Consider the following 23,676-nt stretch of genomic DNA (forward strand, 5'->3'; position numbering starts at 1 on the left):
AATTCTGAATTTACATTCTAAATTTTAAAACTAAAAGTTCCATTTAGATATAAGTTTAATTGAATTTTAGTTCTAATGAGATAGCGTCACCCTGAACTTGATTCGGGGTCTCATCCTGAAAGTACATTTTTATAGATGGGTTTGAGATTTGGGATCAAGTCCTGAAATAGCAAGAATTTTAAATATTACAAACCTAGACAGGCTGCGAACTAAGCATCCAAATCATTCCTAAAATGAAAACCCATAACTACACCCTCAACCTCAACTGGACGGGCAATAAGGGTATTGGCACCAAAACTTATAAAGATTACGAAAGAGAATATACCATTAAAGCTGAAGGTAAAGCTTTAATACAAGCTTCGGCAGATCCTGCTTTTTTAGGAAATCCTGAACTCTATAATCCTGAAGAACTTCTACTCGCTTCGATCGCTTCATGCCATATGCTTTGGTATCTTCATTTGTGTGCTTCCAATAAAATCATAGTTTTAGAATATCAGGATCGGCCAATCGGAAAAATGATCGAAAACAAAGATGGTAGTGGAAAATTTACTGAAGTTACGCTTTACCCAAAAATAACGCTGGCCAATAAAACAATGCTAGAAAAAGCCGAAAATTTACATAACGAAGCCAATAAATTCTGTTTTATCGCAAATTCATGTAACTTTCCAATTCGGCATGCAGCAACTTATCATTTTTAATTATGGAAAATCAATGATTTCTGGGCAAGCCCAATAGGTACGAATTGAAAAAACTTTTTTATAATTTTAGGGCAAGCATCGAGGAATTAAACCCTCAATGAGGGATTAATAATCGTTTAAAATCTGCCGCTGCAAGCGCTTAAGCAGTAACTATTTTCTAATGAAAGTATTAAACCCAAAAATTTATAAAACAGAAGGATTTTCTCTAATCGGAATTTCTACGGAAATGTCTTTTGCTGAAAACAAAACCGCTAAGCTTTGGCAAGAATTTATTCCTTTAAAAATAGCGAATTTCGGCAAAAAGCAGATTGATTTATTTTCGGTTGAAGTCTATAAAGATCTTTCATTTTTTTCGAATTTTAATCCTACCGCAAACTTTAGAAAATGGGCTGCGATTAAAAATGAAGACCTGGAAAAAATTCCTTCAGCACTTGAAATTTTAAAAATCCCAGCAGGAAAATATGCGATTTTTAATTACAAAGGAAGCAGTAGTGAAGCCCCGCAATTTTATCAGCGTATTTTTCAGCAATGGTTACCAACTTCAAAATTCAGGCTGGACAGCAGGCCGCATCTTGCGATTATGGGAGAAAAGTATAAGAACAACGATCCAACTTCCGAAGAAGAAATATGGATCCCAATTCAATAAATTTCAGTTTAAATTATTTCAGTTATAAAAAAGTTTAAAATACAGGGTCAACTTCGGTTGTAGCATCGTAAGCAATATAGGCGTTATTAATCACTCTAAAATTAGCGCTTTGATCACTCACATTTTCGAAAGCCGCATAATCGATCCAAACAAAACCATCTGAGCCCCAGCTTTCTCCCCAAGAATTCACTACTTTAAAAGCATTATATTCATCTGAATAACCTACAACCAGCATCGCGTGGCAATCGCCGGTATCATAATCTACCACATGTTCACGATATGCTGCAAGGCCAAAATTATCTGTTTTTCCAAATTCTGAAGAAAGGTACGCGCCAATCACAATGGGTTGTTGCATTGTAAGTAAAGTTTTCATTTCGGCAATCATATTCTCGCCACTTAAACTTTTAAATTCTGAAATTTGTGCTTCTAAGGCTTCAGCGAATTGTGCTTCACCCGGCTGCGCTGCACAACCACTATCATCGTAAGGAAAGGAGGCTAAAGAACAAACTCCCTGCTGTTGTACAAGATCTAAAGTTGCCGCAATGCTGGTGCCACCACATTCTCCCATTGTTAATTGATTATAGGTAAATGACGGACTAAATATTGTTGCTGCGGAATAAGCTTCCCCATTTTCTAAAAACTCCTGAAAAGATTTTAAATAATAACTTACTGCCCATGAAGAACACGAGCCTAACTGCCCCTGATCGCCTACCGGCGGAAGCATTTCAGACAGATCATATTCTTCAGGAACATCTTCCGGAATTTCAAGATTTTCTAAAATTGTACCTGTGGCAGTATAGTCGCCGGTTCCCGTACATTCTAAACCAGTGGAAAAAACCTCGCCATCTTCAGTAATAAATTGATTATCATCTATGGGATCTGTAATCTCTTCCTGCCTTTCTAAATTATCATCCATATCCTGGTAACAGGAAAGAAAAGTAAAGGGAATGGCAAACAATAAAAGTTGTAGTTTTTTCATCTTATAAGTTTCAAGACCTAATTTTTCAAATACCTCAAATTTTAAACCATTTTTAGTTCGTCAGAAATTTTCGAAGAAAACTTCGCAGGGTTAAATAAAATTAAATTCCTGAAACTACAATTTTAAAAATAGTTAAATAAAGCACTCTTTAACAAGTAATTAAAAGTTACTGTAAAATATCTGTTCTAAATTGAGATATGAAAAAAGTTTTAATCGCAATATTTAGCTTTATGGCACTAGGAAATATGAATGCACAGGATAAAACTGAGCATCAATGGAAAAATAGATTAATTTTAATACTAACCGATTCTAAAGAAGATACCGATTTTAAACAACAATTGGGTGAGTTGAAAAACAGGGAAGCAGCTTTAGAAGACCGAAAGATTATTGTCTACCAAGTAACACCAAAACATTATGCTACCGGAATTAGCGATAACCCAGATTGGAAAGAAGGTGATAATTTTTATGAAAAATTCAAGAAATCTGATAAATCTTTTGAAATTATTTTAATTGGCCTGGATGGTGGCACTAAAATGAGAAAAGAGGAATTTACGCCGGCTGAAGAAATATTCGAAAAGATAGATAATATGCCCATGAGAAAAGCAGAGATGAACTGAGTACAAACAACTATTCATCGCACTAAATTTAAAATACTCCTTGCAGGAGTATTTTTTTATAAGTTTTTTTTACGTAATTTGATCATATCCAAAAACTTATCTTTTAAAATTTAAGAATTTGGAGCATAAAAATTTTTCGAAATGATAAATTTATTCTGATAGCTTTTAAATCAAGCTGTTTTTACTTTAAACGAATTAACCATTCTTCCTTCCCCGGGATGAGCTCGTTAGAAAGAGAATAATTGATTATAGCAACTTCAGGAACAAGCTACCCCAACTGTACTTAAATCGCGAAGGCCATTTAAATTATTAATATTCAATGTCGTAAAACATGGATAAGCATTGTCTAGAATGTGGTGAAAAACTTATAGGTAGAGTAGATAAAAAATTCTGTAGTGATTATTGCAGAAATTCATATCACAACAAACTAAATAAGGATAGTAAAAACCTGATGCGCAATATCAATAATATTTTACGCAAAAATTATAGGATTTTAGAGAAACTGAACCCGGAAGAAAAAACAAAAACCAGCAAAACAAAATTGCTGGCTGAAGGTTTCAATTTTCAGTATTTCACCAGCATATATACTACCCAGGCGGGGAAAACGTATTTTTTTATATACAATCAGGGGTTTTTACCTTTAGATAACGAAGAGTATTATGCACTGGTTAAACGAAATTAGCAATGCCAATTTTGTGCTCTTAATTTTAAAGCTGCACAAAGCACATCTTTTCTACTAATCATTCCAATTAATTTTCCGTTTTCTACTACCGGAAATCTTCTGTAGCTATTATTGAAGAAGAGCTGCGCACAATCAAAAATACTTATGTTTTTATCAATTACTGCAACATCGGTGCTCATATAATTTTCTATCGTCATATCGCCAATCGGCATATTGAAATAGCGGCTTTCTGAAATTTGTTTCATACAATCTGCGTCTGAAATTATTCCAATTAGCTCATATCGATCGTTAACCACCGGTGCACCAGAAATTTTGTTTTTAAGCAATGCTTCCATTACTTCTGCTACATATTGTTCTTTTTTAAATGTGATTAAAGTGGTAGTCATATAATCCCCTACCATAATCGGCGCACTCTCTATTTTTACCGGTGCAGCGCGCTTTCCCTGAAAACTTTTAATTCCCATAATTGTAAAATTTTGATTACTAATTACTTAAATATAATAAATTTTGATATATTTTTAAAGTATTACAAATTATCGGGTTAATTTTTAGAAGTATAGTATCTTTATTTTTTCTGAAATTAAATGCCTATTAATGTCTAAAAATCTCCAAGCTTTAATTGCCTTACTCCTTATAAGTTTTTGCTGTTGGTTAAGTGATCACAGCCTTAAACCATCAAGCATTCCAGAAGATGTCCCAGAGAATAAATTTTCTGTTAATCGAGCATTCCAGCACGTAGAAAAAATTGGGGAATCTGCTCATTATTTAGGAAGTGCTGCACATAGTTCTGTAAGAAATTATATCGTTAACGAACTTCAAAACCTAGGCTTAGAAGTACAAACACAAGAAGATTTTGTATTAAATGAAAATGCTGTTCTTAGCCGACCACAAAACATTTTAACCCGAATTGAAGGTAGCGGAAATGGTAATGCACTAGTTTTAATGACGCATTACGACAGCCAGCCACATTCTTCGCACGGTGCTAGTGATGCCGGCAGCGGCGTCGCAACAATCCTAGAGGGCATTCGAGCTTTTATTGCTGAAGGAAATTCTCCTAAAAACGATATTATCATCTTATTTACAGATGCTGAAGAAATCGGACTTATGGGAGCCGAGCTGTTTATCAAAGAACACCCCTGGGCGAAAGACGCTAAACTTGCTTTAAATTTTGAAGCACGTGGTAGCGGTGGCAGCTCATTTATGCTATTAGAAACCAATGCCGGGAACGCAGAGCTCATCAATGCATTTAAGGATGCTAAAGTACCGTTTCCTACTACAAATTCGCTTGCTTATAGCGTTTACAAACTTTTACCAAACGATACAGATCTTACGATTCTTAGAGAATTTGGAAATATCAACGGTTTCAATTTTGCATTTATTGGGGATCATTTCGATTATCATACCGCCAATGACGTTCCAAAAAACTTAGATCTTGAAACGCTGGCACACCAGGGCGATTATCTAATGCCTCTACTCTATTATTTTCAGGATATAGATCTCGATAAATTAACTTCAGATCAAGATCTATTATATTTCAATCTACCATTTGGCCAATTTATCACTTATCCTTTTGCCTGGATTATCCCAATGCTCATCGTGGCTTTGGTATTATTTTTCGCTGTGGTCGTATTCGGATTATTTAAAAAGCAGCTAAGCGTTAAGGCGATATTTAAAGGTTTTGTACCATATTTTTTAAGCTTAATTTTAGGCGGACTTTTAGTATTTGGACTTTGGAAATTCTGTCTTTATATCTATCCTGAATATTCAGAAATGCTCCATGGCTTTACTTACAATGGTTACAGCTATATCACTGCAGCCGTTCTTTTGAGTCTTACTGTTGTGTTTTTTGTTTATCATAAATTTTATACTGAAGATAAAACAGCTTCACAATTTGTCGCTCCTTTGTTTTTCTGGATTCTCATTTGTGCTTTACTCGCTTTTGGTTTAAAAGGCGCTGCTTACTTTATAATTCCGGCTTATTTTGGAATCATACAATTGTTTTTGATGATCCGCTTAAAACAACCCAACCTTATTTTAAATACTGTTTTAAGCTTACCTGCATTATTTATTTTATTTCCGTTCATTCAAATGTTTCCGGTGGCTCTGGGTCTAAAAATGCTCTTTTTGGCAAGTATTTTAAGTATTTTACTATTCAGTCTATTTTTACCGGTTTTTGGCTATTTCAGTAAAAAAGATCTACTTGCCGTATTGGTGTTTATTGGCTTCAATATAGCTATGTTCTATGCTCATTTTACTTCAGAATTTACTTCAGAAAAACCTAAGCCCAATAGTTTGGTCTATTTATTTGATGCCGATGAAGATAAAGCCAACTGGTTTTCTTACGACGCGATGCCTGATGAATGGACCACGCAGTATTTTGGTAAAGAACCGGTAAGTTTAACCAATATTGAAGCGAAATTCAGCAGCAAATATAATTCTGGCTTTACCTGGAGAAGCGATGCGCCAAAGATCGATATTCAAGCACCGGGAATTGTACTTCAGAAAACAGATAGCACAACTAACGAATTTCAATATTCATTAAAAATAGCGCCAAATCGAGATGCAAAACGCTTAGAAATTTATACGGAAAATTTAACTGATTTCAATGAATTTGAAGTTAATGGACATACTCCTGAAAATGTAAAACTTGGTGAAGAAGAATTCAATATGTTTACACGCAGATGGAGAAACCGATTGCTGAGCTATTATATTTCGAGCAAAGATACGCTTAGAATGAATTTTAGTTTAGACAAATCGAAATCGGCCGAATTCATTTTATACGAATCTAGCTACGATCTTTTGGAAAATACGAAACTAAATGTACCAAAACGTTCTGAAAACATGATCCCAAAACCTTTTGTGCTAAATGATGCGGTGATTTATAAAAAGAGAATTGTTTTGGAGTAGTTAGAATTGAGACAGGAGACAAGAGACAAGAGACAAGAGACAAGAGACAAGAGACAAGATGTTTAAGAAAGTTAAATAATATAGACATATGGTAAATAGTCTTTTTTCTATTATCTAACAGCGAAGCGGTCTCTAATCTAAAAATAAAATTATGCAAATTTCAATATTAGGATGTGGTTGGTTAGGTCTTCCACTGGCAAAAAAATTAGTAGAAGATGGTTATTCTTTAAAAGGATCGACCACCACTCAAGTAAAAATGAAGAAATTATCTGATGCCGGGATTACGCCTTATCATCTCGAGCTTTATGAAAACGGTGTGCAGGGTGATATTCAATCTTTTTTATCGGGATCTGAAATTCTTCTAATAGATATTCCGCCTGGATTGCGAAAAAATCCTGAAATTAACTTCACTTCTAAAATCACCAATATTATTTCAAATATTGAATATTCAGGTATCCAAAAAGTGATCTTTGTAAGTTCTACAAGTGTTTTTGAAGATCAAGAAAATTTCCCTGAATATACGGAAGAATCCAAAACCAATGGAACATCCAAAGCCGCAAAACAACTAATTGACTGCGAACATGCTTTGTGTAATAATCAAAATTTTTCAACCAGTGTGATAAGATTTGGAGGATTAATTAGCAAAGATCGCCATCCGGTAACCATGCTCTCTGGAAGAAGCGGAGTTAAAAATGGAGATGCTCCCGCAAATCTTATTCAACGTGACGATTGTATTGCTTTAATTTCACAAATTATCAAAAATGATGAATTTGGAACTGTTTTTAACGCAGCTTATCCAGAACATCCTAAAAAAGCGGACTATTACACCAAAGAAGCGAAATCCAGAAATATAAAAGCTCCTGAATATGACCAAAATCAATCTTCTAAAGGGAAAATAATCTCTTCTGTAAATTTAGAAAAGATTGGATTTGAGTTTGAACATGAGATTTGAGATGTGAGCATTGAGAAGTTATAAAAAAACCTCACAGGTTTTAAAAACCTGTGAGGTTTGATTTTACTACCATTATTTAACTACAGTAGCTTCAAATTCGACTTTTAAGGTTTCAAAAAGAACTTGCACCTCAAGTACTGTTGAGGTTTGCTTGATACCATGTTTAATAATCCAGTTCTGAAAAACATCAAAATTATTAAATAATTCTTCTGATGAAGTCGTGTAAATATTTAATCGAACGATATCTTTGCATTTATAATCAGCTTCCTCAATAACTTTTTCCAAATTATCTAAAGCCTGATTCATCTGACTTCTCATACCTTCTTTACTCGAAACACCGTTGGCATCTATCGCAGTTTGTCCTGAAACGTAGAGTGTACTCGCTACGTTCTTTACTTCTGTTGCTTGCACATAATTTCGGGCATCCTGCCATTTCCAAGGATTAATAATACATTTTTCCATTTCATTCTAATTATCGCTGCATTTGCAGCCGTTATTATTATGGCAGCAAAGATCTAAGGAACACTTTTACCTTTGTGTGATATAGATCACGATTATAAAAAATGAGGAAAAAAATTTAATGCTGAAGTCTACTTAAGGTTTCTCTGGAAACGCCTAAATAAGAAGCTAAAAGTCTTTTAGGAACACGCTGAAATAAGGATGGATTCTGTTCAAATAATTGCTGATATTTTTCCTGAGCGTCTAAGGTAAGCAGTGAGATAATTCGATTTTGTGCCGCAGTATTCCCAGAGTTTGATTTTTCAAGAAAAAAATAAGCCATTTTGGGCATTTTAGCGATCAGTTTTTGATAGTTCTCCAAACTAAGCGCGTACACCTTGGTATCTTCAAGGCACTGCAAGGACATTTTTGCTTTGGATTTTGTGAAGTAAGCTGAAAAATCACTTTCCCACCAGTTTTCCATCGCAAAAGAAACAATATGCTCCTTCCCGCTTTCATCCTGATAGATCAATTTTAAAAGTCCGGAAACTATAAAATAGCAATCCTGAACATATTCTCCTTGCCGAATAAGGAGATCTTTCTTTTTATATTCTTCAAATGAAAAATACGATGCTATTAGCCTAGATTCTTCATCACTAAGCGAAATATTTTCTTCAATATGTCTTCTTAGTTTTTCTTTCATTTTCTAGACTAGACTTTTTTATTAATCTTAAAATATGCTCAGACTGTAAATCGAATCATCAAATTCATTCTCCTTCAATTAAAAAAACTTAGCTTCCAAGATAATTCTCTGGATAATGAGGTTTAAATCTTTTTCAGCTTTAATTATATTGTAAGTCCGCTTTATCGTGATTCTTGTATTTCCGTCACCCTGAATTTGACATTTAAGAATTGAAATGGGTAGTTTCGTCATTCCGGACTTGATCCGGAATCTCATACTAAATTGATATTAAAATATTTAGGATGAGACCCTGAATCGAGTTCAGGGTGACGGTAATTTATTATGAAGCATAACGGATATTCAAATGTTTAGTTGACAAAAAGCGAATAATAAATAAATCATCCTAAGCCTCCACTTCCTCCTTCTTCTTTCTAAAATCTAAAGGCTGTAAAGCTTTCAAGGCTTTATAAATAGAATTAATTTTATCGAAAGTCAGTAACAATCGTAAACCGTTTCGGGTTTTCTTCTCTTTCATCTTACAAGCCTGAGGATGCGACTGTACGTATTGTAAAACTTTAGTGAAATTAGCGGTTTGATAGAAACGTGATTGCTGATCGGCAATAAAATAGCCTATCAATTTATTTTGTTTCATAATAATGCGTTCTAAACCAATTTTAGAAGCGATCCATTTGATGCGGACACTATTCAGTAAATCTACCGCAGATACCGGTAATTCTCCAAAACGATCGACCAATTCTGCTTCAAATTTTTCTAATTCTTCTTCGGTTTTTAATTCGTTTAGCTTTGTATATAAATTCAGGCGTTCTGCAATGTTATTGATGTAATCGTCCGGAAACAGAATTTCAAAATCAGTATCGATCTGGGTATCTTTTACAAAGTCCTTATCTTCAATATCCTCTTCATCGTAAAGATCTTTAAATTCATTTTCCTTCAGTTCATCAATCGCTTCCGCAAGAATTTTCTGATAGGTATCAAAACCAATTTCGTTAATAAATCCACTTTGTTCACCACCCAATAAATCTCCGGCACCACGAATTTCTAAATCTTTCATTGCAATATTGAATCCGCTTCCCAATTCAGAAAATTGCTCTAAAGCCGTCATTCGTTTACGCGCTTCTTCAGTCATTGCAGAATATGGTGGCGTTATAAAATAACAAAAGGCTTTTTTATTGCTTCGTCCTACGCGACCCCGCATTTGGTGCAAATCAGACAGTCCGAAATTATTCGCATTATTAATAAAAATCGTATTCGCGTTGGTCACATCCAATCCACTTTCAATAATTGTAGTCGACACCAGCACATCAAATTCGCCATTAATAAAACTCAGCATTAACTTCTCCAGCTTCTTCCCTTCCATTTGTCCGTGGCCAATGCCTACTTTCGCATCGGGCACTAAACGCTGAATCATCCCGGCAACTTCCTTAATATTTTCTATTCGATTATGAATAAAAAATACCTGTCCGCTGCGCTGAATTTCATATAAAACCGCATCTCGAATAGTTTCTTCGGAAAAACGGATCACATTCGATTCGATCGGGTAACGGTTGGGTGGCGGAGTAGTAATAGTCGATAAATCTCTTGCTGCCATCAAGCTAAACTGAAGCGTACGCGGAATTGGCGTTGCTGTAAGCGTTAAGGTATCTACATTTTCTTTAATCGTTTTCAGCTTATCTTTTACCGATACACCAAATTTCTGCTCTTCATCAACAATCAGTAATCCAAGATCTTTAAATTTAACCGACTTGTTCACTAATTGATGCGTCCCGATAATAATATCTACCGTTCCTTTTTCAAGATCGGCAAGGGTTTCGCGACGTTCTTTGGCGGTTCTAAATCTGTTTAAATAATCAACCGTTACCGGTAAATCTTTTAAACGTTCTGAAAAAGTTTGATGATGCTGAAACGCTAAAATCGTTGTGGGCACTAAAACTGCAACCTGTTTGCCATTATCTACCGCTTTAAAAGCCGCACGAATGGCAACTTCTGTCTTCCCAAAACCAACGTCTCCACAAACCAATCGGTCCATTGGGCGTTCGTTTTCCATATCTTTTTTCACTGCTTCGGTGGCCGTACTTTGGTCTGGCGTATCTTCATATAAAAAAGAAGCTTCCAGCTCGTGTTGCAAATACGAATCGGGACCGTAAGCAAAACCTTTCTGCAAACGGCGTTTAGCATATAATTCAATTAAATTATAAGCAATGTGTTTAACACGAGCTTTGGTCTTTTTCTTCAGGTTTTTCCAGGCATTACTACCCAGTTTAAAAATTTTAGGCTCTTTCCCGTCTTTTCCGTTGTATTTTGAAATTTTATGTAGCGAGTGAATACTCAAATACAGAATATCGCGCTCACCATAAATCAGTTTTATCGCTTCCTGTTTTTTACCTTCAACATCTATTTTTTGTAGTCCCCCAAACTTTCCAATTCCGTGATCAATATGTGTTACATAATCGCCAACGGTAAGATTAGTCAATTCTTTCAGCGTTATCGCTTGCTTTTTCGCATAGCCGTTTTTTAAGCTGAATTTATGGTAACGCTCAAAAATTTGATGATCGGTATAACAAACATTCTTTGACTGCTCATCTATAAATCCTTGAAATAAAGAAAGTACTACCGTCTTGTATTTTACCTCTTTCTCCTGATCTTTAAATATATCGTGGAAACGCTTCGCCTGCTGTTCGCTTCCGCAGAAAATATAATTGGTATATCCTTTTTCCTGGTTTTCGATTAGATTATTGATCAATAAATCGAACTGTTTATTGAAAGATGGCTGCGGAGTCACATAAAACACGATCTCCTTCTTCGGTTTTAGATAGGCCTGATTGCTTAATTCTGCTACCGAAAACCCTAATAATTGTTTATTTATTAATTCTGAAGTACAAAAAAGTTCCTGGGGTTCACTTTGTTTAATTTCTCCTGAAATTTTCTGAAATGCCTCTTCAGCTTTCTCAAAAAGTTTGTCCATTTGTGCTGAAAAAAGATCGAGATTTTTTACGAAAATCAAGGTGTCTTCAGCAATATATTTTAAGAAGCTTTCTCTTACCTCATCGAGCTTTTTATGCTCGACATTCGGCATTATCGAAATCTTATTTACCTTATCGGTAGAAAGCTGTGATTCTACATCGAAACTCCGAATGCTATCGACTTCATCCCCAAAAAATTCGATTCGGTACGGCTCGTCATTACTAAACGAAAATACATCAATAATCCCACCACGTACTGAAAATTCGCCTGGTTCGGTTACGAAATCTACTCGCTTGAATTTGTATTCAAATAAGACTTCATTGACAAAATCGATCGAAAGCTCATCGTTTATTTTAATTTTCAGCGTACTTCTATCAAGCTCTTTTCGAGTAACGACTTTTTCAAAAAGTGCATCGGGATAAGTAACGATCACCGCCGGTTTTTTACGCGAATTAATTCGGTTTAAAACCTCGGCACGTAAAAGCACATTGGCATTATCGGTTTCTTCAATCTGATATGGCCTGCGGTAGCTGCCCGGATAGAACAACACCTTGTCTTCTCCAATTAACTGTTCTAAATCATTTAAGTGATATGCCGCTTCTTCTTTATCATTTAAAATCAATAAAAAAGGACGTTGAGCTTCTTTAAAAGCATTGGCCACCACAAAAGAAAGTGCGGAGCCTACAAGACCTTTTAGATGAATTTTATCGGTATTTTTTTCAGAAACGGCAATAGCGTCCCGCAATTCCTGCTGTTGCGGGGATTGTGCAAAACTTTGGGCGATGGTAGATGTACTCATTGCTGCAAAGATAATTGCTGTAGGAAAGCTTCACAACTGACTATGAATTTTTTAACATTGATTTTAATTAGAAATGAGATACGAGAATAGAAAACAAAAAATACACCTTATCGCGGTTTATAACAAAAAGATATGAATCCTAAATTATTATCGACTCTATTCTAAATAAATATTTTACAATTTTCATAACAGCGATTCCGTCACAAAGAATGTAATTTCAAAAAAAATTATAATGTCTAACCACCAGCTTGCTTTTCTAATGGCCAGAATCACTTTGGGAATTAATTTTTTCCTACACGGTTTTGTAAGAATACCTAAATTGGAAGCTTTTGCCAATGGACTCACACAGGGTTTCAAAGGCACAATGCTTCCCTTGGCTTTAGTTGAAATGATTGCTTACGCAATACCATTTATTGAAGTAATCTTAGGTGTGCTTATCATTTTTGGAATTGCCAGCAAAAAAAGCCTAACAGCAACGGCCATTTTTATAATCATGCTCATCACAGGCTGTGCATTTAAAGAAGATTGGAGTGCGATAGGAACACAAATGTTGTACGCGCTATTTATCTTTTTTCTTATAAAAAATCTGAAATATGAAGTTTGGGCGGTGAAGAAAAGTAGTAGTGAGTAGTTAGAATTGAGTATTGAGATGTTCGAATATATTAGACTAATTAATTATCTCAATTCTTACTACTAAAACAAAGCGATCAAACAAAAAAGAGAAAGAAAAAATGGATTATCAATTAAAAGACAAAAAAGTATTTATTTCAGGATCAACCAAAGGTATTGGATATACTGCGGCAAAAACCATTGCTCTAGAAGGTGCTGAAGTTATTATTAACGGGAGTTCACAGGATTCAGTAAATGCTTCTTTAGAAAAACTTAGAAAAGAAACAGATAGTAAAAAAATAAGCGGAATTGCCTGTGATTTTAGCAAAACTGAAGAAATAGATGCACTAGTCACACAACTTGGCAGTGTAGATGTTCTAATCAATAATGTTGGAATTTTCGCCAATAAAGAGTTTTTTGACACAACAGATGAAGACTGGCAGCAGTTTTACGACATCAACGTAATGAGTGGCGTAAGACTATCACGGGCTTTAATGCCAAAAATGATGGAAAATGGATGGGGAAGGATCATCTTTATTTCTAGTGAAAGTGCTTTAAGTATCCCCGTGGAAATGGTTCACTACGGAATGACAAAAACAGCAATGCTGGCAATTTCTAGAGGTTTAGCTGAAATGACTACCGGAACAGGAGTAACCGTAAACAGCGTTTTACCCGGTCCCACACGAACAGAAGGCTTAGAAAAAGACGTTCCGGAAGATCAATCTTTTGAAGATTTTCAGAAAGAATTCTTCGAAAACGATCGGCCAACATCGATCTTAAAACGCTTTGCCGATCCACAGGAAGTGGCTAATATGGTCGCTTACGTTGCGAGTCCGCTTTCCTCGGCTACCAACGGCGCAAAATTAAAAGTTGAAGGCGGAGTTGTGAAGTATATATAGTAGTGAGTAGTTAGAATTGAAAGATTAGAATCTAGAAAATAGACGAGAGAATAATTGAATCAGGAACTAAGACAATTTTTAAAACGGCATTTGACTGTTTCTAAATTTGAAAATAGAATTAAATATTTAGTTCATTTTCAAATTAGCACATTAACACATTATCAAATTGTCTAAATTCTAATAGCGAAGCGATCTAATATCTAAAAAATAAAATATGGGAATAGAAGAATTTGATGTTTTTGTCATCGGAACCGGTACGGCAGGAAAAGGCGTGGCTAAAGATTGCGCTGAAGCGGGATGGAAAGTCGCCATTGCCGATAATCGGGAATATGGTGGCACCTGTCCCAATCGCGGTTGCGATCCTAAAAAAGTTTTGGTTGGTATTACTGAAATTATCGAGCGTTCTCAAAATATGATGGGTCTTGGAATTTCAAAAATGCCGGAAGTGAACTGGCAGGATCTCCAAAAATTCAAGCTTAAATTTACCGAAGCGATTCCCGCAGCAACCGAAAAAGATTTAGCTGAACTTGATATTAAAATGTATCATCAGTCGCCAAAATTTTTAGATGAAAATACACTTTCAGTAGAAGGGAAAACGGTAAAAGCGAAAAAAATCGTTATTGCTACAGGTAATAAACCAATGCCTTTACCTATTCCGGGGCAAGAACTATTATTGCACAGTGAAGACTTTCTAGAGTTAGAAAAACTGCCAGAATCAATGATTTTTATCGGTGCCGGTTACATCGGGATGGAATTTGCGCATATCGCCGCACGCCTTGGCGTTGAAGTTACAATGATCGATACAGAATCAAGACCGCTTTCTAATTTTGATGAAGATATGGTGGCTTATCTTACTGAAGCTTCCGAGAAAATCGGAATTAAATTCATCTTCAATGCGAAAGCCTCAAAGGTTGAAAAGCTGCGAAAATATCTTCGCGTAACTGCAGAAACTAAAGATGGAGAAGAAATTACAGCAAAGGCAGAAGTTGTTTTTAATACCGCCGGGCGAGTTCCATCCATAGATGAATTAGATTTAGAAAAAGGAAATGTCGCTTTCACCAATAAAGGAATTTCTGTCAATGAACATTTACAGAACACTTCAAATAAAGATGTGTATGCCTGTGGAGATGTTTCTGATAGCGAAGGATTACCACTTACTCCGCTCTCTTCTCAGGAATCGCGCGTGGTTTCAGCAAATCTATTAGGAAAATATAACAAAACCGAAGCGCATTATCCACCACAACCTTCTGTGGTCTTCACCTTGCCTAATGTGGCTTCCGTAGGACTTTCAGAACAACAGGTGAAAGATCAGGGTTATGATTTTGTCATTAAGCATAAATCGGTTCCCAGTTGGTTCAATTCTAAACGAATTGCAAACCAGCATTACGCTTTTAAAGTGATCAAAGACAAAAAAACCGAACAGGTTCTTGGTGCTCATCTGGTGGGTCCCGATGCCGGGGAAATGATTAATATGTTTGTGATGGCAATGTGTGGCGGTCTTTCTTGTAAAGATCTAAAAGCAATGATCTTTGCCTACCCAACCTGGAGCAATGATATTAAGGGAATGACTTAATAAAGATGTTAGAGCACTTCGCTATTAGAATTTAGACCACTGCGCTTTTAGATTTTTTTTAAATTCGTCATCCCAGACTTGATCCGGGATCTCATCACTACAATGAGATTCTGAATCAAGTTCAGAATGACGTCTATTATACTTTATAAAAGCGATAGCCAACCTATTTTCAAAAAAAGTCAGCTTTCAGCATTTAAAATTCAACATTTCGATCCTGAGTCTTGGCTCTTGTGTCTTGATTCTGTTTTCTGTGTTCTAAAAGGCAAAGCCGATCTAAAATCTCACGTCTAACAGCCTAGTGATCTATCTAGTTAAGCCACTTCCGATTGATGCGTTATTTCTAAAATCTGACTTTCGCAAACTAAGAGATCATTTAAAAACTCGTCTTCTTTTATCACTTTTTCACCATATAAATTCTTATAATATTGAATTCCTTCGTTCAGGTTCTGGCCAAATTTATCAAATTTTTTAGCCTCTCTTTTATTTGAAAAATCGGTGTTCTCTTTTAATTCGGCTAGATAATCAATGTACAACTTTAACTCCTTCATAAACATATGCGGGCGATAACCGCTGAGTACATTTTTACGCCCATAAATATGATCTGTTAGTTCCTGAAGTGAATATTCACCATTGAAATATGCCAAATTTGGCCCGGGACAAACGGTCACAAAATCCATTTTCTTTACAAACTGAAAATCGTAATTCTTCGCTACACTATTACATAAACCGGTACACAAACATTCTTTTTGAAACAACTTATCGGCTTCCTTCGCCTTTTCTTCATTAGACAAATCGGAATGCTGAATTTGTTTCATTTTCAGCTTTTGATATTTATGAGAAGCGGTACAAATAGGTTTTTCGGTAAATTCGGTATTCGATTCTAATAATTTCTCGGGACAAGAACTACCGGGTTTATTACGCAAAAGATTTTTTCTTCGGAAATCCTCTCCGCTGGCTCCCTTCAGATAATTAAACCGAACGCCCAACGGCGAACTATGGCTTAAAACAATGTCTTTTTCTTTCGATTTTTGAAGTTTTTCGAGGGTTTCTTCATCTACATTCGTCGCTTCCGGACACAGTAAAAATGGCGATCCCCATCCGGTCGCATCGGCCTGAAAATAATCTTTTAATAAGGTGTCTTCTTCAAACGTACCAATCCCGCCCTGAACGGTGATTTTTATTTCGGGCAATGCTGAAATTTCAGCTTCTTCAGCAACAGCACTTCGGTAAAGTGCGGATAGTTCTGACTGTAATTCGTCTTTTTTCTGTTTAAATTCTTCCATTATCGGCCCCATCAAAAAACCATCGGTCGCGAAAGCGTGTCCGCCACAGTTTAAGCCCGATTCAATCCTGAATTCACTAACCCAGATTCCACGTTTGGCGAGGTATTTTCCCTGAATTAAAGCGGAACGGTAATCGCTGACTTTTATAGCGATGGCTTTCTGGAAATTTCCGTTTTTATCTGGACTGAAGGTTTTAAAAGAAGATAAATAATTAAACAATCTGGGGTTCATCCCGGCCGAAAAAACTAGCGTTGAATTTTCCAAATTGCTTTCGGCATAACCTTTTAAAGCCTGCAAAGCATCCGATCCGTTTTCGATAACTTCTTTATTTTCGTCAATTTGGTCGCTATCGATTTTCGTCATAATATTGACTTCAATCGCACCGGGTTTTACTTCTTTTCTCAACTCGGTTTCCAGGTTTTCTTTTTCTGAAGGATCGGTTAGCTGAAGAAATTTGAGGTATTTCTGTTTTAGTTCTGAAACTTCAGGAAGCATTTCAAAATACTTGGTAATCTCTGAAGTGCCAGAAAAAGCAGCAGTTTTCACCTCTTCTACTTTCTTTTTTACTTCCGCGCTAATCAAATTCAGATAATCTGTGATTCGCTTAGCTCTAAAATTTGATTCTTTTTTGGTTATGGGCTGAAAAGTCTCGTTGTTGAGTTTATAATAATACTCGCGCATTTTTTCGATGAGGTGATCTTCGATAATCGAAATGGAAGAATTTATCCCAAAATGCGCCACTTTTACCGGCGTATCGATGGTGTAAGCAATGCCCATCACCGGAATATGAAATTGATGTGGGGATATAGCGTTTTTCATTCGTCTTAAGTTTAATCCCCAAAGATGAGAAGCAGCTCCCGTTTAAAATATGATATTTATCAGGTTTTTTTAGTAGTTAGAATTGAGATATGATATTTGAGATTTGAGAGAATAGACTGGCAGATTTTCAATCATTATCATCGTTATGTTGAACTTTTTTCAGAATCTCATAAGAGTGATGAGATCCCGGATCAAGTCCGGGATGACGAAATAATAAAAGTCTATCAGGTATTCTCAGACAGAAAATCGTTTTTTTAAGAAAAATTTACAATATACGATCTACAGTTTACAGCTAAAAATTCAAAATTTTCACTCTTGATTCCTGGCTCTTGTTTCTTGGTTCCACTTTCTATTTTCTAACAACGAAGCGATCTATTTTCAGAAAATTTTACAGTATACGGTCTACAGTTTACAGCTAAAAAATTCGACATTTTTTACTCTTGATTCCTGTCTCTTTTTTCTTGATTCTATATTCTAAAATCGAAGCGATCTAAATTCTAATATCTAACAGGCGAAGCCGATCTAAAATCTAACTTCTATTTCATCATTCGATACATTGGGTTTTGCTTTCGATTAATAAAACCGTGATAAGCACAATTAATTCCTATTAAAATGGCGCCACCCAGAGCAACGTAGGCGATTAAAGTTTGATCTTCAGAATGTCGCATATAGATTGCGAATAACGCCCAAATGCCCACCGCTGCAAACTCGCGCATATTTCGAGTATAAATCATTACAACATTTAAAATTGTAGCGATTACGATCATAATAATCGTCCATTGTATTTCAGAAAAAATGCCTCCATTCCATCCAATCTTGGCTAGATAAGCTGCAATATTCGCAATGGTAGCTACTGCGATCCAACCCGAATACAGGCAAATGGGCCACCAACTAAAAGCAATAATTTTTAAGGGCGCGTCCCAACGTTCCATATTGGTATTGAGAATAATTTTGATAAGTGAAAAGAGAATCAGTAACATTAAAAAGATCGATAAGCCCGTGGATTCGTATAACCAAACCACCACCCAGGCGGCATTGGCGAGATTCGCTAACAGGAACCAAAATTTTGTCTGCTGAAGAAATTCTAAGTCAGATTTTGGGCCAAAAGCCTGAAAAATTTGATAGCCTGAAAAAGCCAACAATCCTAAATAAATAATTCCCCAGATCGCAAAAGCATAATCTGCTGGAGTGAATAAATTGAAATATTCGTGACTTAGACTTCCCATCGTATTTCCGTTGAGTTTTACGGCTTGCGTATAATAACTCACAAAAAGTGTGATCACTACGGAAATAAAATTGAGCACTGAAAGTAATTTTGGTTTCATAGGTTGTATTGATATTTTTTTGTCTTTCCGTACTTTATCTGGAATCTCATCTTCAATTTTACCTCAACTGGATGAGACCCTAAAAACAAGTTCAGGGTGACGTAAAGTTTAATTGAAATTACCAAACGCTTGAATAAAGCAGCGTTAGTGTTAGGTTAAAGTTACGCTTCCTGCAAGGTTTTTAAACCTTATAGGTATAAAATTTAGAAATTCAATTCACTCGAATTACTTCAGATTGTGCACACACAAAAACCTGATCTTCTTCTTCGGGTTTCATCAAAAAAGCACCGGTAAATTCACCAAAAGCCGGTAAAATGAGTTGATTTTTACTTCGGAAGAAACATTTTAGTTTTAAATGTTGTTTTGCTAAACCGACCAACCGATACCCGGGATGTATGTGACCACAGATATTAAAATCACTTTCCTTTTTTTCCGGATGATGGGTTAAACGGAAGTTCTCGATCTGTAATTCCTGATGAATTTTCACGCCGAGTTCCTCATAGTGAATTGGAGAAATAATATCGTGATTTCCAGCGATTAGAATGATTTCAGCCTGTTGATTTTGAAGCCAGTTTTCAAATAAATTCCATTCGGCATTCAACGCGCTGTGAAAAAGGTCGCCCAAAAAGATGATTTTTTCAGGTTGAAACTCGGTTACCGCTTCATCTAACCGATCAAAATTGGTTTGAATCGCCGATTGTGGCACGGCACTACCGTGTTTTCTAAAATGAGAAATCTTTCCCAAATGCACATCGGCCACCAATAAAGCCTTTTGCTCTTCCCAATAGGAAACGCCGCTACACGCCAACTGAAAATGGTTATTTTGGATAATAATTTTCATTTCTATAACTCAAAAAAAGAGAGGCGAAATTAGCCAATTTGGATTGATATTTTTGTAAATGGTTTAGTGAATCTAATACAATTATACCCGGTCTCTTCATTAAATTGGGAAACTTTTATTTTTTATCTTCGTAGTATTTTAATGCAAGAAATATATTTTAAATGGCTTCAAATAAATATGTTGATTTTGTTTCAGATGAGCATTTGCTTAGTTGTGTAGAAAATATATACAATGCTTATGCCAGAGCAAAAGCTAAATTCACTAAAGCAAAATTTTATAGTAATAAAGTAGATACTTTTAAATTAACCTTTGATGCAAAATTTAATGAGCTATCTGAGGAAGATCTTATTAAAGCCGAAGTTAAAAGACAAATAGATAAATCTGTAAATAACGCTATTGGATCATTTCATGAACAAGTTTTAGGAGGAATTGAGGGATATGAGCTTGGTAATTTATCTGGATTTGATATCAAAGCGAAAGATAATAGTTTGTTTGTTATTTTTGGAAATACAGATATTTCTCATAACATTTCAGATGCTATTTTTGAAAAATTAGCTAATGCAGCTAGGGTGTTTTCAAAAGCAAAATTCTATTACGTATTGTTAGATGATTTATCTGATACTAATGAAAAATGGATTATAGGTCACGAAGAGTATAGTGTAAGTCAAAAACGAGTTTTTCGAATCTCCTTAAAACAATTCTATAGTTTGATCACGCAGCGGAAAGATTCCTTATCAAAATTGCAGACTGTAATACCTGTTATTGTTAATGATTATATTTCTAGCCTACAGCCATCTTAGCTGAATCTTTCCATAAGTAAGGTGGCATTGGTTCTTGAAGTTCCCATTTAATATTCATAGGTTTACTTCCGTAATAATCTTTTATTCTAGCTTCTCCTAAAAATATAGAACCCATTGTGTTTCCATATTCATCAACACCTTTCTCTCTTACGAAAAGAAGAATTTTCTTTTTTTTCTCTTTGTGATTAATATATGATTGTCCTTTCTTGCTTTCTGGTTTTACATTATTTTGGCTTTGCCAATGAAATAGTTTTTCGCTGATTGCAAAATCTTCATATAATGTTGTTGGTGAAAAATCCTTTTCTGATTTGTTTAGCGTGATAAACAATAGTTCTGTGCTTTTATCTTTTGAAACAGCGACTCCTTCACGAATACTACTTTTTATCTTGAAAGTGCTAAACCCAAAGGCAGCTAAAATTTGTTCTCTTGTATATCTACTATGAATCTTTAATGGTTGTTCGTACGGAAGTTTTATTGGAGTTTCTATATAGTCAATCCTATCAATCAATATTTGCATTAAATCTACTATTTCTTGATTTAAAGCTTTATTTCTTCCAATAGCATGAATACTTTCTTCTAATGATTTGAAGCCTCCCGCATCTTGCCAAACATCATAATGCAGCATTAAACACATTTGTTTTTCATTAAGTGAAGTTGTACTAAAATTAATTTTAAAATTTTTTGATGCTAATTTTTTAATAAAATTAAAGTAGCTATATGAATTGCAAGAAAGCCATTTTTTATTTATAGCTCTTTGAATTTCCTTTTCATTAATATTTTCGATAGAATCCCCTCTTCCTGCCAATTCACAAAGACGTTTCCAAGTTGCTTTTTTGTAGATTAATTGAAGTGGTATATGATAGAAGTTTGTAAAATTTTTAAGTGTGAAGGGTAAGGTTGTTTGATGCTTATAGTTTTGTATCTTTCTTATAATTTGATTCTTATTTATTAATGTTGCTCGACGTATATTCTCTAATATAAAATTCTTTGCTTTCTTCTCTAAAACAATAGAACATCCCAACGGTAAATGTGGAAAATCGTCTTCAGTTTCTTTAAGAACAGAAGTATTTGTTTTGCCAATTAATGCCCTAAATTTACTTTCATAATCATATTCTGGACGAGAATTCCCAACAAAATCTAATACAGTTAAACATTCCTTTTTTTCTGCTAACCTTAAACCTCTGCCTAGCTGTTGTAGAAATACTGTTAAACTTTCTGTAGGCCTTAAAAACAAAATTGTATCTATTTCAGGGATATCAATTCCTTCATTAAATATATCAACCACAAAAAGATAATTAATTTCTTTTAGTTTGAATTTTTTTATAAGTTTATTTCGGTCTTTGTTACGGTTACTAACTAAATAATCGGCTTTTAATCCTGCAAGAGAGAATTTTTCTGCCATATATTCGGCGTGTTCCCGAGTTATGCAAAAGCATAAAGCTCTTACATCCTGGATATCATTCAAATACTTTTCTAGATTTTTTAATATATGATTTACACGTATGTCGTTTTGCGTATAAAGCTGGGATAATTCGCTGGGTAAATACTTCCCGTTTCGCCAAGTTGCATTCGATAAATCTATATTATCTGTAACTCCAAAATACTGAAAAGGGCATAAAAGCTTTCGGTTAAGTGCTTCGGGCAAACGTATTTCTGCTGCAATATTATTGTTGAAATCTTTCAAAATATCTTCTCCGTCCATTCTTTCTGGCGTAGCAGTTAATCCAAGTAAAATTTTGGGATTAAAATAATTAAGTACTGCACGGTAACTCGATGCCGATATGTGATGTACTTCATCTATAATTATGAAATCATAATATTCCGGAGATAAATCCAATTCTTCAATACGGTTGTTTAAAGTTTGTATAGAAACAAACACATTTTCAAATCTCTCAGGCTCTATCCCGTCAACCCATAATTCACCAAAATTATTATCTTTTAAAACACCTTGAAATGTTGCTTGGGCTTGCTGAAGTATTTCTTTTCTATGAGCTATAAATAATAATTTACATTTTAAATCTCCATCTTTAAAGCGCTTAAAATCAAATGCAGAAATAATAGTTTTTCCAGTTCCGGTTGCGGCTACTAATAAGTTTTTAAAGCGATTATGAATGTTTCGCTCAGTAGTTAGTTTTTCAAGTATTTGCTCTTGGTAAGGGAAAGGTTTGATGTCAAAATACATAGCGACATTTAAATTGTCATTTTTCTTTTCCTGCTTTAGAGCTTTTTTTATTCTAACGACATCTCTTTTCTTATCAAAAAATTCGAACTCTTTATCTTGCCAATAAGTGTCAAATGTCTTTTGAAACTTATCAATAATATGTGGTATTTCTTGTGTAGTAATCTTTAGATTCCATTCTAATCCATTTGTAAGAGCAGATCTGGATAAATTAGATGAGCCGATATAACCGGTATGAAAACCTGAATTTCTATAAAAAAGGTATGCCTTTGCGTGCAATCTTTCATTATTGGTATTATATGAAACTTTTATTTCTGTGTTTTTAAGTGATGCTAAAAATTCAATTGCTTTTGAATCTGTAGCTCCCATGTAAGTTGTAGTGATAATTTGTAATTTCCCTCCACGTTGTGTAAATTCTATAAGTTCATTTTCAAATATTCTAATACCAGTCCATTTTATAAAAGAAACTAGAAAATTTATTTTATCTGCTGAGAGGATTTCTTTTTTTATCTCACTTTCTAAAGATATCCCAGAATTACTACCTGTAAAAAGCTCACTTTGAGAAAGCCTTGAATATGGAGTGATATGCTTTAAATGTTTGTTAAAATCTGATACATCAGCATCTATCTTAGAAAAAACAGCAGAAAGTATCTTTGCTTCTACAGAAATCAAATCATCATCAAAATCTTGAATTTGTAGCTCTTCTTTTATTAAATAAATAATTTTGTTTGCTAAACTAATTTGCTTTTCAATTGAATCATCTCCCGTAATTAAGCTCAATGCCCCTTTAATTAAGTTAGCTAAATATTGGCCAAGGATTTTTGCTGCCTCGGATTTGTCAATTTTAGTTTTTTTGATGTAAAATTGATCATGATCCAGCTTATTAATTTCGGAAAGGACTAATTTGTTTATAAGCTTTTCATAAATCCCTGTTTGCATGTTTGCTTTGATTTATTTTATAGAGAA

General features: G+C 34.8%; 19 protein-coding genes. 10 read left to right on the plus strand and 9 right to left on the minus strand.

The window, feature by feature from the left end; translation table 11 throughout:
- Nucleotides 1-233 precede the first annotated feature (233 nt).
- Nucleotides 234-698 (plus strand): OsmC family protein, encoded by a 465-nt coding sequence (locus PBT91_RS16525; protein WP_270059560.1) that lies wholly within the window; start codon nucleotides 234-236, stop codon nucleotides 696-698.
- 160 nt (nucleotides 699-858) lie between these two features.
- Nucleotides 859-1,344 carry a GyrI-like domain-containing protein gene (locus PBT91_RS16530; protein WP_270059561.1) on the plus strand — a complete coding sequence of 162 codons (486 nt, stop codon included), beginning with the start codon at nucleotides 859-861 and terminating at the stop codon, nucleotides 1,342-1,344.
- A gap of 34 nt (nucleotides 1,345-1,378) precedes the next feature.
- Here PBT91_RS16530 and PBT91_RS16535 read toward each other — a convergent pair whose 3' ends face one another.
- On the minus strand, nucleotides 1,379-2,323 hold the full coding sequence (locus PBT91_RS16535) for a C1 family peptidase (RefSeq protein WP_270059562.1): 945 nt from the start codon (nucleotides 2,321-2,323) through the stop codon (nucleotides 1,379-1,381).
- Nucleotides 2,324-2,520: 197 nt separating this feature from the next.
- On the opposite strand from PBT91_RS16535, the gene PBT91_RS16540 reads away from it, so the two are divergent.
- Entirely contained in the window at nucleotides 2,521-2,940 is a 420-nt protein-coding gene (locus PBT91_RS16540; RefSeq protein WP_270059563.1) for a DUF4174 domain-containing protein, read from the plus strand.
- A gap of 331 nt (nucleotides 2,941-3,271) precedes the next feature.
- A complete protein-coding gene (locus tag PBT91_RS16545) occupies nucleotides 3,272-3,622 on the plus strand; it encodes a DUF2116 family Zn-ribbon domain-containing protein (protein ID WP_270059564.1) in 351 nt (116 codons plus the stop codon).
- Here the strand turns inward: PBT91_RS16545 and PBT91_RS16550 are convergent.
- Nucleotides 3,619-4,086 carry a CBS domain-containing protein gene (locus PBT91_RS16550; RefSeq protein WP_270059565.1) on the minus strand — a complete coding sequence of 156 codons (468 nt, stop codon included), beginning with the start codon at nucleotides 4,084-4,086 and terminating at the stop codon, nucleotides 3,619-3,621. The two genes, PBT91_RS16545 and PBT91_RS16550, sit on opposite strands and share 4 nt — an antisense overlap.
- Before the next feature lie 130 nt (nucleotides 4,087-4,216).
- On the opposite strand from PBT91_RS16550, the gene PBT91_RS16555 reads away from it, so the two are divergent.
- Together PBT91_RS16555 and PBT91_RS16560 are read left to right on the plus strand one after the other, a co-directional pair.
- On the plus strand, nucleotides 4,217-6,529 hold the full coding sequence (locus tag PBT91_RS16555; protein WP_270059566.1) for a M20/M25/M40 family metallo-hydrolase: 2,313 nt from the start codon (nucleotides 4,217-4,219) through the stop codon (nucleotides 6,527-6,529).
- Between the two features lie 151 nt (nucleotides 6,530-6,680).
- On the plus strand, nucleotides 6,681-7,481 hold the full coding sequence (locus tag PBT91_RS16560) for an NAD(P)H-binding protein (RefSeq protein WP_270059567.1): 801 nt from the start codon (nucleotides 6,681-6,683) through the stop codon (nucleotides 7,479-7,481).
- Between the two features lie 72 nt (nucleotides 7,482-7,553).
- Here PBT91_RS16560 and PBT91_RS16565 read toward each other — a convergent pair whose 3' ends face one another.
- From PBT91_RS16565 to mfd, 3 genes are all read right to left on the minus strand, one after another.
- Nucleotides 7,554-7,943 (minus strand): RidA family protein, encoded by a 390-nt coding sequence (locus tag PBT91_RS16565; protein ID WP_270059568.1) that lies wholly within the window; start codon nucleotides 7,941-7,943, stop codon nucleotides 7,554-7,556.
- Between the two features lie 115 nt (nucleotides 7,944-8,058).
- Nucleotides 8,059-8,622: a Crp/Fnr family transcriptional regulator gene (locus tag PBT91_RS16570; protein WP_270059569.1), complete on the minus strand. Its 564-nt coding sequence runs from the start codon at nucleotides 8,620-8,622 to the stop codon at nucleotides 8,059-8,061.
- Nucleotides 8,623-9,004: 382 nt separating this feature from the next.
- Nucleotides 9,005-12,382, minus strand: a complete 3,378-nt coding sequence (mfd, locus tag PBT91_RS16575; RefSeq protein ID WP_270059570.1) for a transcription-repair coupling factor — start codon at nucleotides 12,380-12,382, stop codon at nucleotides 9,005-9,007.
- 232 nt (nucleotides 12,383-12,614) lie between these two features.
- Between mfd and PBT91_RS16580 the strand changes: the two genes are divergently transcribed.
- From PBT91_RS16580 to PBT91_RS16590, 3 genes are all read left to right on the plus strand, one after another.
- Nucleotides 12,615-13,013 carry a DoxX family protein gene (locus PBT91_RS16580; protein ID WP_270059571.1) on the plus strand — a complete coding sequence of 133 codons (399 nt, stop codon included), beginning with the start codon at nucleotides 12,615-12,617 and terminating at the stop codon, nucleotides 13,011-13,013.
- 100 nt (nucleotides 13,014-13,113) lie between these two features.
- Nucleotides 13,114-13,890, plus strand: coding sequence for an SDR family NAD(P)-dependent oxidoreductase (locus PBT91_RS16585; RefSeq protein ID WP_270059572.1), 777 nt, complete (start codon nucleotides 13,114-13,116; stop codon nucleotides 13,888-13,890).
- Nucleotides 13,891-14,104: 214 nt separating this feature from the next.
- Nucleotides 14,105-15,463, plus strand: a complete 1,359-nt coding sequence (locus PBT91_RS16590) for a dihydrolipoyl dehydrogenase family protein (RefSeq protein WP_270059573.1) — start codon at nucleotides 14,105-14,107, stop codon at nucleotides 15,461-15,463.
- A 311-nt stretch (nucleotides 15,464-15,774) separates the two neighbouring features.
- Here PBT91_RS16590 and PBT91_RS16595 read toward each other — a convergent pair whose 3' ends face one another.
- The 3 genes from PBT91_RS16595 to pdeM form a co-directional block, all read right to left on the minus strand.
- Nucleotides 15,775-17,565: a hypothetical protein gene (locus tag PBT91_RS16595; RefSeq protein ID WP_270059574.1), complete on the minus strand. Its 1,791-nt coding sequence runs from the start codon at nucleotides 17,563-17,565 to the stop codon at nucleotides 15,775-15,777.
- 536 nt (nucleotides 17,566-18,101) lie between these two features.
- Nucleotides 18,102-18,890 (minus strand): tryptophan-rich sensory protein, encoded by a 789-nt coding sequence (locus tag PBT91_RS16600; protein ID WP_270059575.1) that lies wholly within the window; start codon nucleotides 18,888-18,890, stop codon nucleotides 18,102-18,104.
- 211 nt (nucleotides 18,891-19,101) lie between these two features.
- A complete protein-coding gene (gene pdeM, locus PBT91_RS16605; protein ID WP_270059576.1) occupies nucleotides 19,102-19,731 on the minus strand; it encodes a ligase-associated DNA damage response endonuclease PdeM in 630 nt (209 codons plus the stop codon).
- Between the two features lie 161 nt (nucleotides 19,732-19,892).
- Here pdeM and PBT91_RS16610 point away from each other — a divergent pair, with 161 nt between their 5' ends.
- On the plus strand, nucleotides 19,893-20,531 hold the full coding sequence (locus PBT91_RS16610; protein ID WP_270059577.1) for an Eco47II family restriction endonuclease: 639 nt from the start codon (nucleotides 19,893-19,895) through the stop codon (nucleotides 20,529-20,531).
- Here PBT91_RS16610 and PBT91_RS16615 read toward each other — a convergent pair.
- Complete coding sequence (locus tag PBT91_RS16615; protein WP_270059578.1) at nucleotides 20,512-23,649, minus strand: DUF3427 domain-containing protein; 3,138 nt, start codon at nucleotides 23,647-23,649, stop codon at nucleotides 20,512-20,514. The genes PBT91_RS16610 and PBT91_RS16615 overlap by 20 nt on opposite strands.
- Between the last annotated feature and the right edge of the window lie 27 nt (nucleotides 23,650-23,676).

Origin of the sequence: Zunongwangia sp. HGR-M22, from assembly GCF_027594425.1 — a bacterium.
Classification (GTDB): Bacteria; Bacteroidota; Bacteroidia; order Flavobacteriales; family Flavobacteriaceae; genus Zunongwangia.

Bases quoted from the DNA above. Each gene is read 5' to 3' on its own strand.
- PBT91_RS16565 (WP_270059568.1), bottom strand. From the start codon at position 7,943: ATGGAAAAATGTATTATTAATCCTTGGAAATGGCAGGATGCCCGAAAT.
- PBT91_RS16580 (WP_270059571.1), top strand. From the start codon at position 12,615: ATGTCTAACCACCAGCTTGCTTTTCTAATGGCCAGAATCACTTTGGGA.
- PBT91_RS16560 (WP_270059567.1), top strand. From the start codon at position 6,681: ATGCAAATTTCAATATTAGGATGTGGTTGGTTAGGTCTTCCACTGGCA.
- PBT91_RS16570 (WP_270059569.1), bottom strand. From the start codon at position 8,622: ATGAAAGAAAAACTAAGAAGACATATTGAAGAAAATATTTCGCTTAGT.
- PBT91_RS16610 (WP_270059577.1), top strand. From the start codon at position 19,893: ATGGCTTCAAATAAATATGTTGATTTTGTTTCAGATGAGCATTTGCTT.
- PBT91_RS16525 (WP_270059560.1), top strand. From the start codon at position 234: ATGAAAACCCATAACTACACCCTCAACCTCAACTGGACGGGCAATAAG.
- PBT91_RS16540 (WP_270059563.1), top strand. From the start codon at position 2,521: ATGAAAAAAGTTTTAATCGCAATATTTAGCTTTATGGCACTAGGAAAT.
- PBT91_RS16545 (WP_270059564.1), top strand. From the start codon at position 3,272: ATGGATAAGCATTGTCTAGAATGTGGTGAAAAACTTATAGGTAGAGTA.
- PBT91_RS16590 (WP_270059573.1), top strand. From the start codon at position 14,105: ATGGGAATAGAAGAATTTGATGTTTTTGTCATCGGAACCGGTACGGCA.
- PBT91_RS16600 (WP_270059575.1), bottom strand. From the start codon at position 18,890: ATGAAACCAAAATTACTTTCAGTGCTCAATTTTATTTCCGTAGTGATC.
- PBT91_RS16595 (WP_270059574.1), bottom strand. From the start codon at position 17,565: ATGAAAAACGCTATATCCCCACATCAATTTCATATTCCGGTGATGGGC.
- PBT91_RS16615 (WP_270059578.1), bottom strand. From the start codon at position 23,649: ATGCAAACAGGGATTTATGAAAAGCTTATAAACAAATTAGTCCTTTCC.
- PBT91_RS16535 (WP_270059562.1), bottom strand. From the start codon at position 2,323: ATGAAAAAACTACAACTTTTATTGTTTGCCATTCCCTTTACTTTTCTT.
- PBT91_RS16585 (WP_270059572.1), top strand. From the start codon at position 13,114: ATGGATTATCAATTAAAAGACAAAAAAGTATTTATTTCAGGATCAACC.
- PBT91_RS16550 (WP_270059565.1), bottom strand. From the start codon at position 4,086: ATGGGAATTAAAAGTTTTCAGGGAAAGCGCGCTGCACCGGTAAAAATA.
- PBT91_RS16555 (WP_270059566.1), top strand. From the start codon at position 4,217: ATGTCTAAAAATCTCCAAGCTTTAATTGCCTTACTCCTTATAAGTTTT.
- PBT91_RS16530 (WP_270059561.1), top strand. From the start codon at position 859: ATGAAAGTATTAAACCCAAAAATTTATAAAACAGAAGGATTTTCTCTA.
- pdeM (WP_270059576.1), bottom strand. From the start codon at position 19,731: ATGAAAATTATTATCCAAAATAACCATTTTCAGTTGGCGTGTAGCGGC.
- mfd (WP_270059570.1), bottom strand. From the start codon at position 12,382: ATGAGTACATCTACCATCGCCCAAAGTTTTGCACAATCCCCGCAACAG.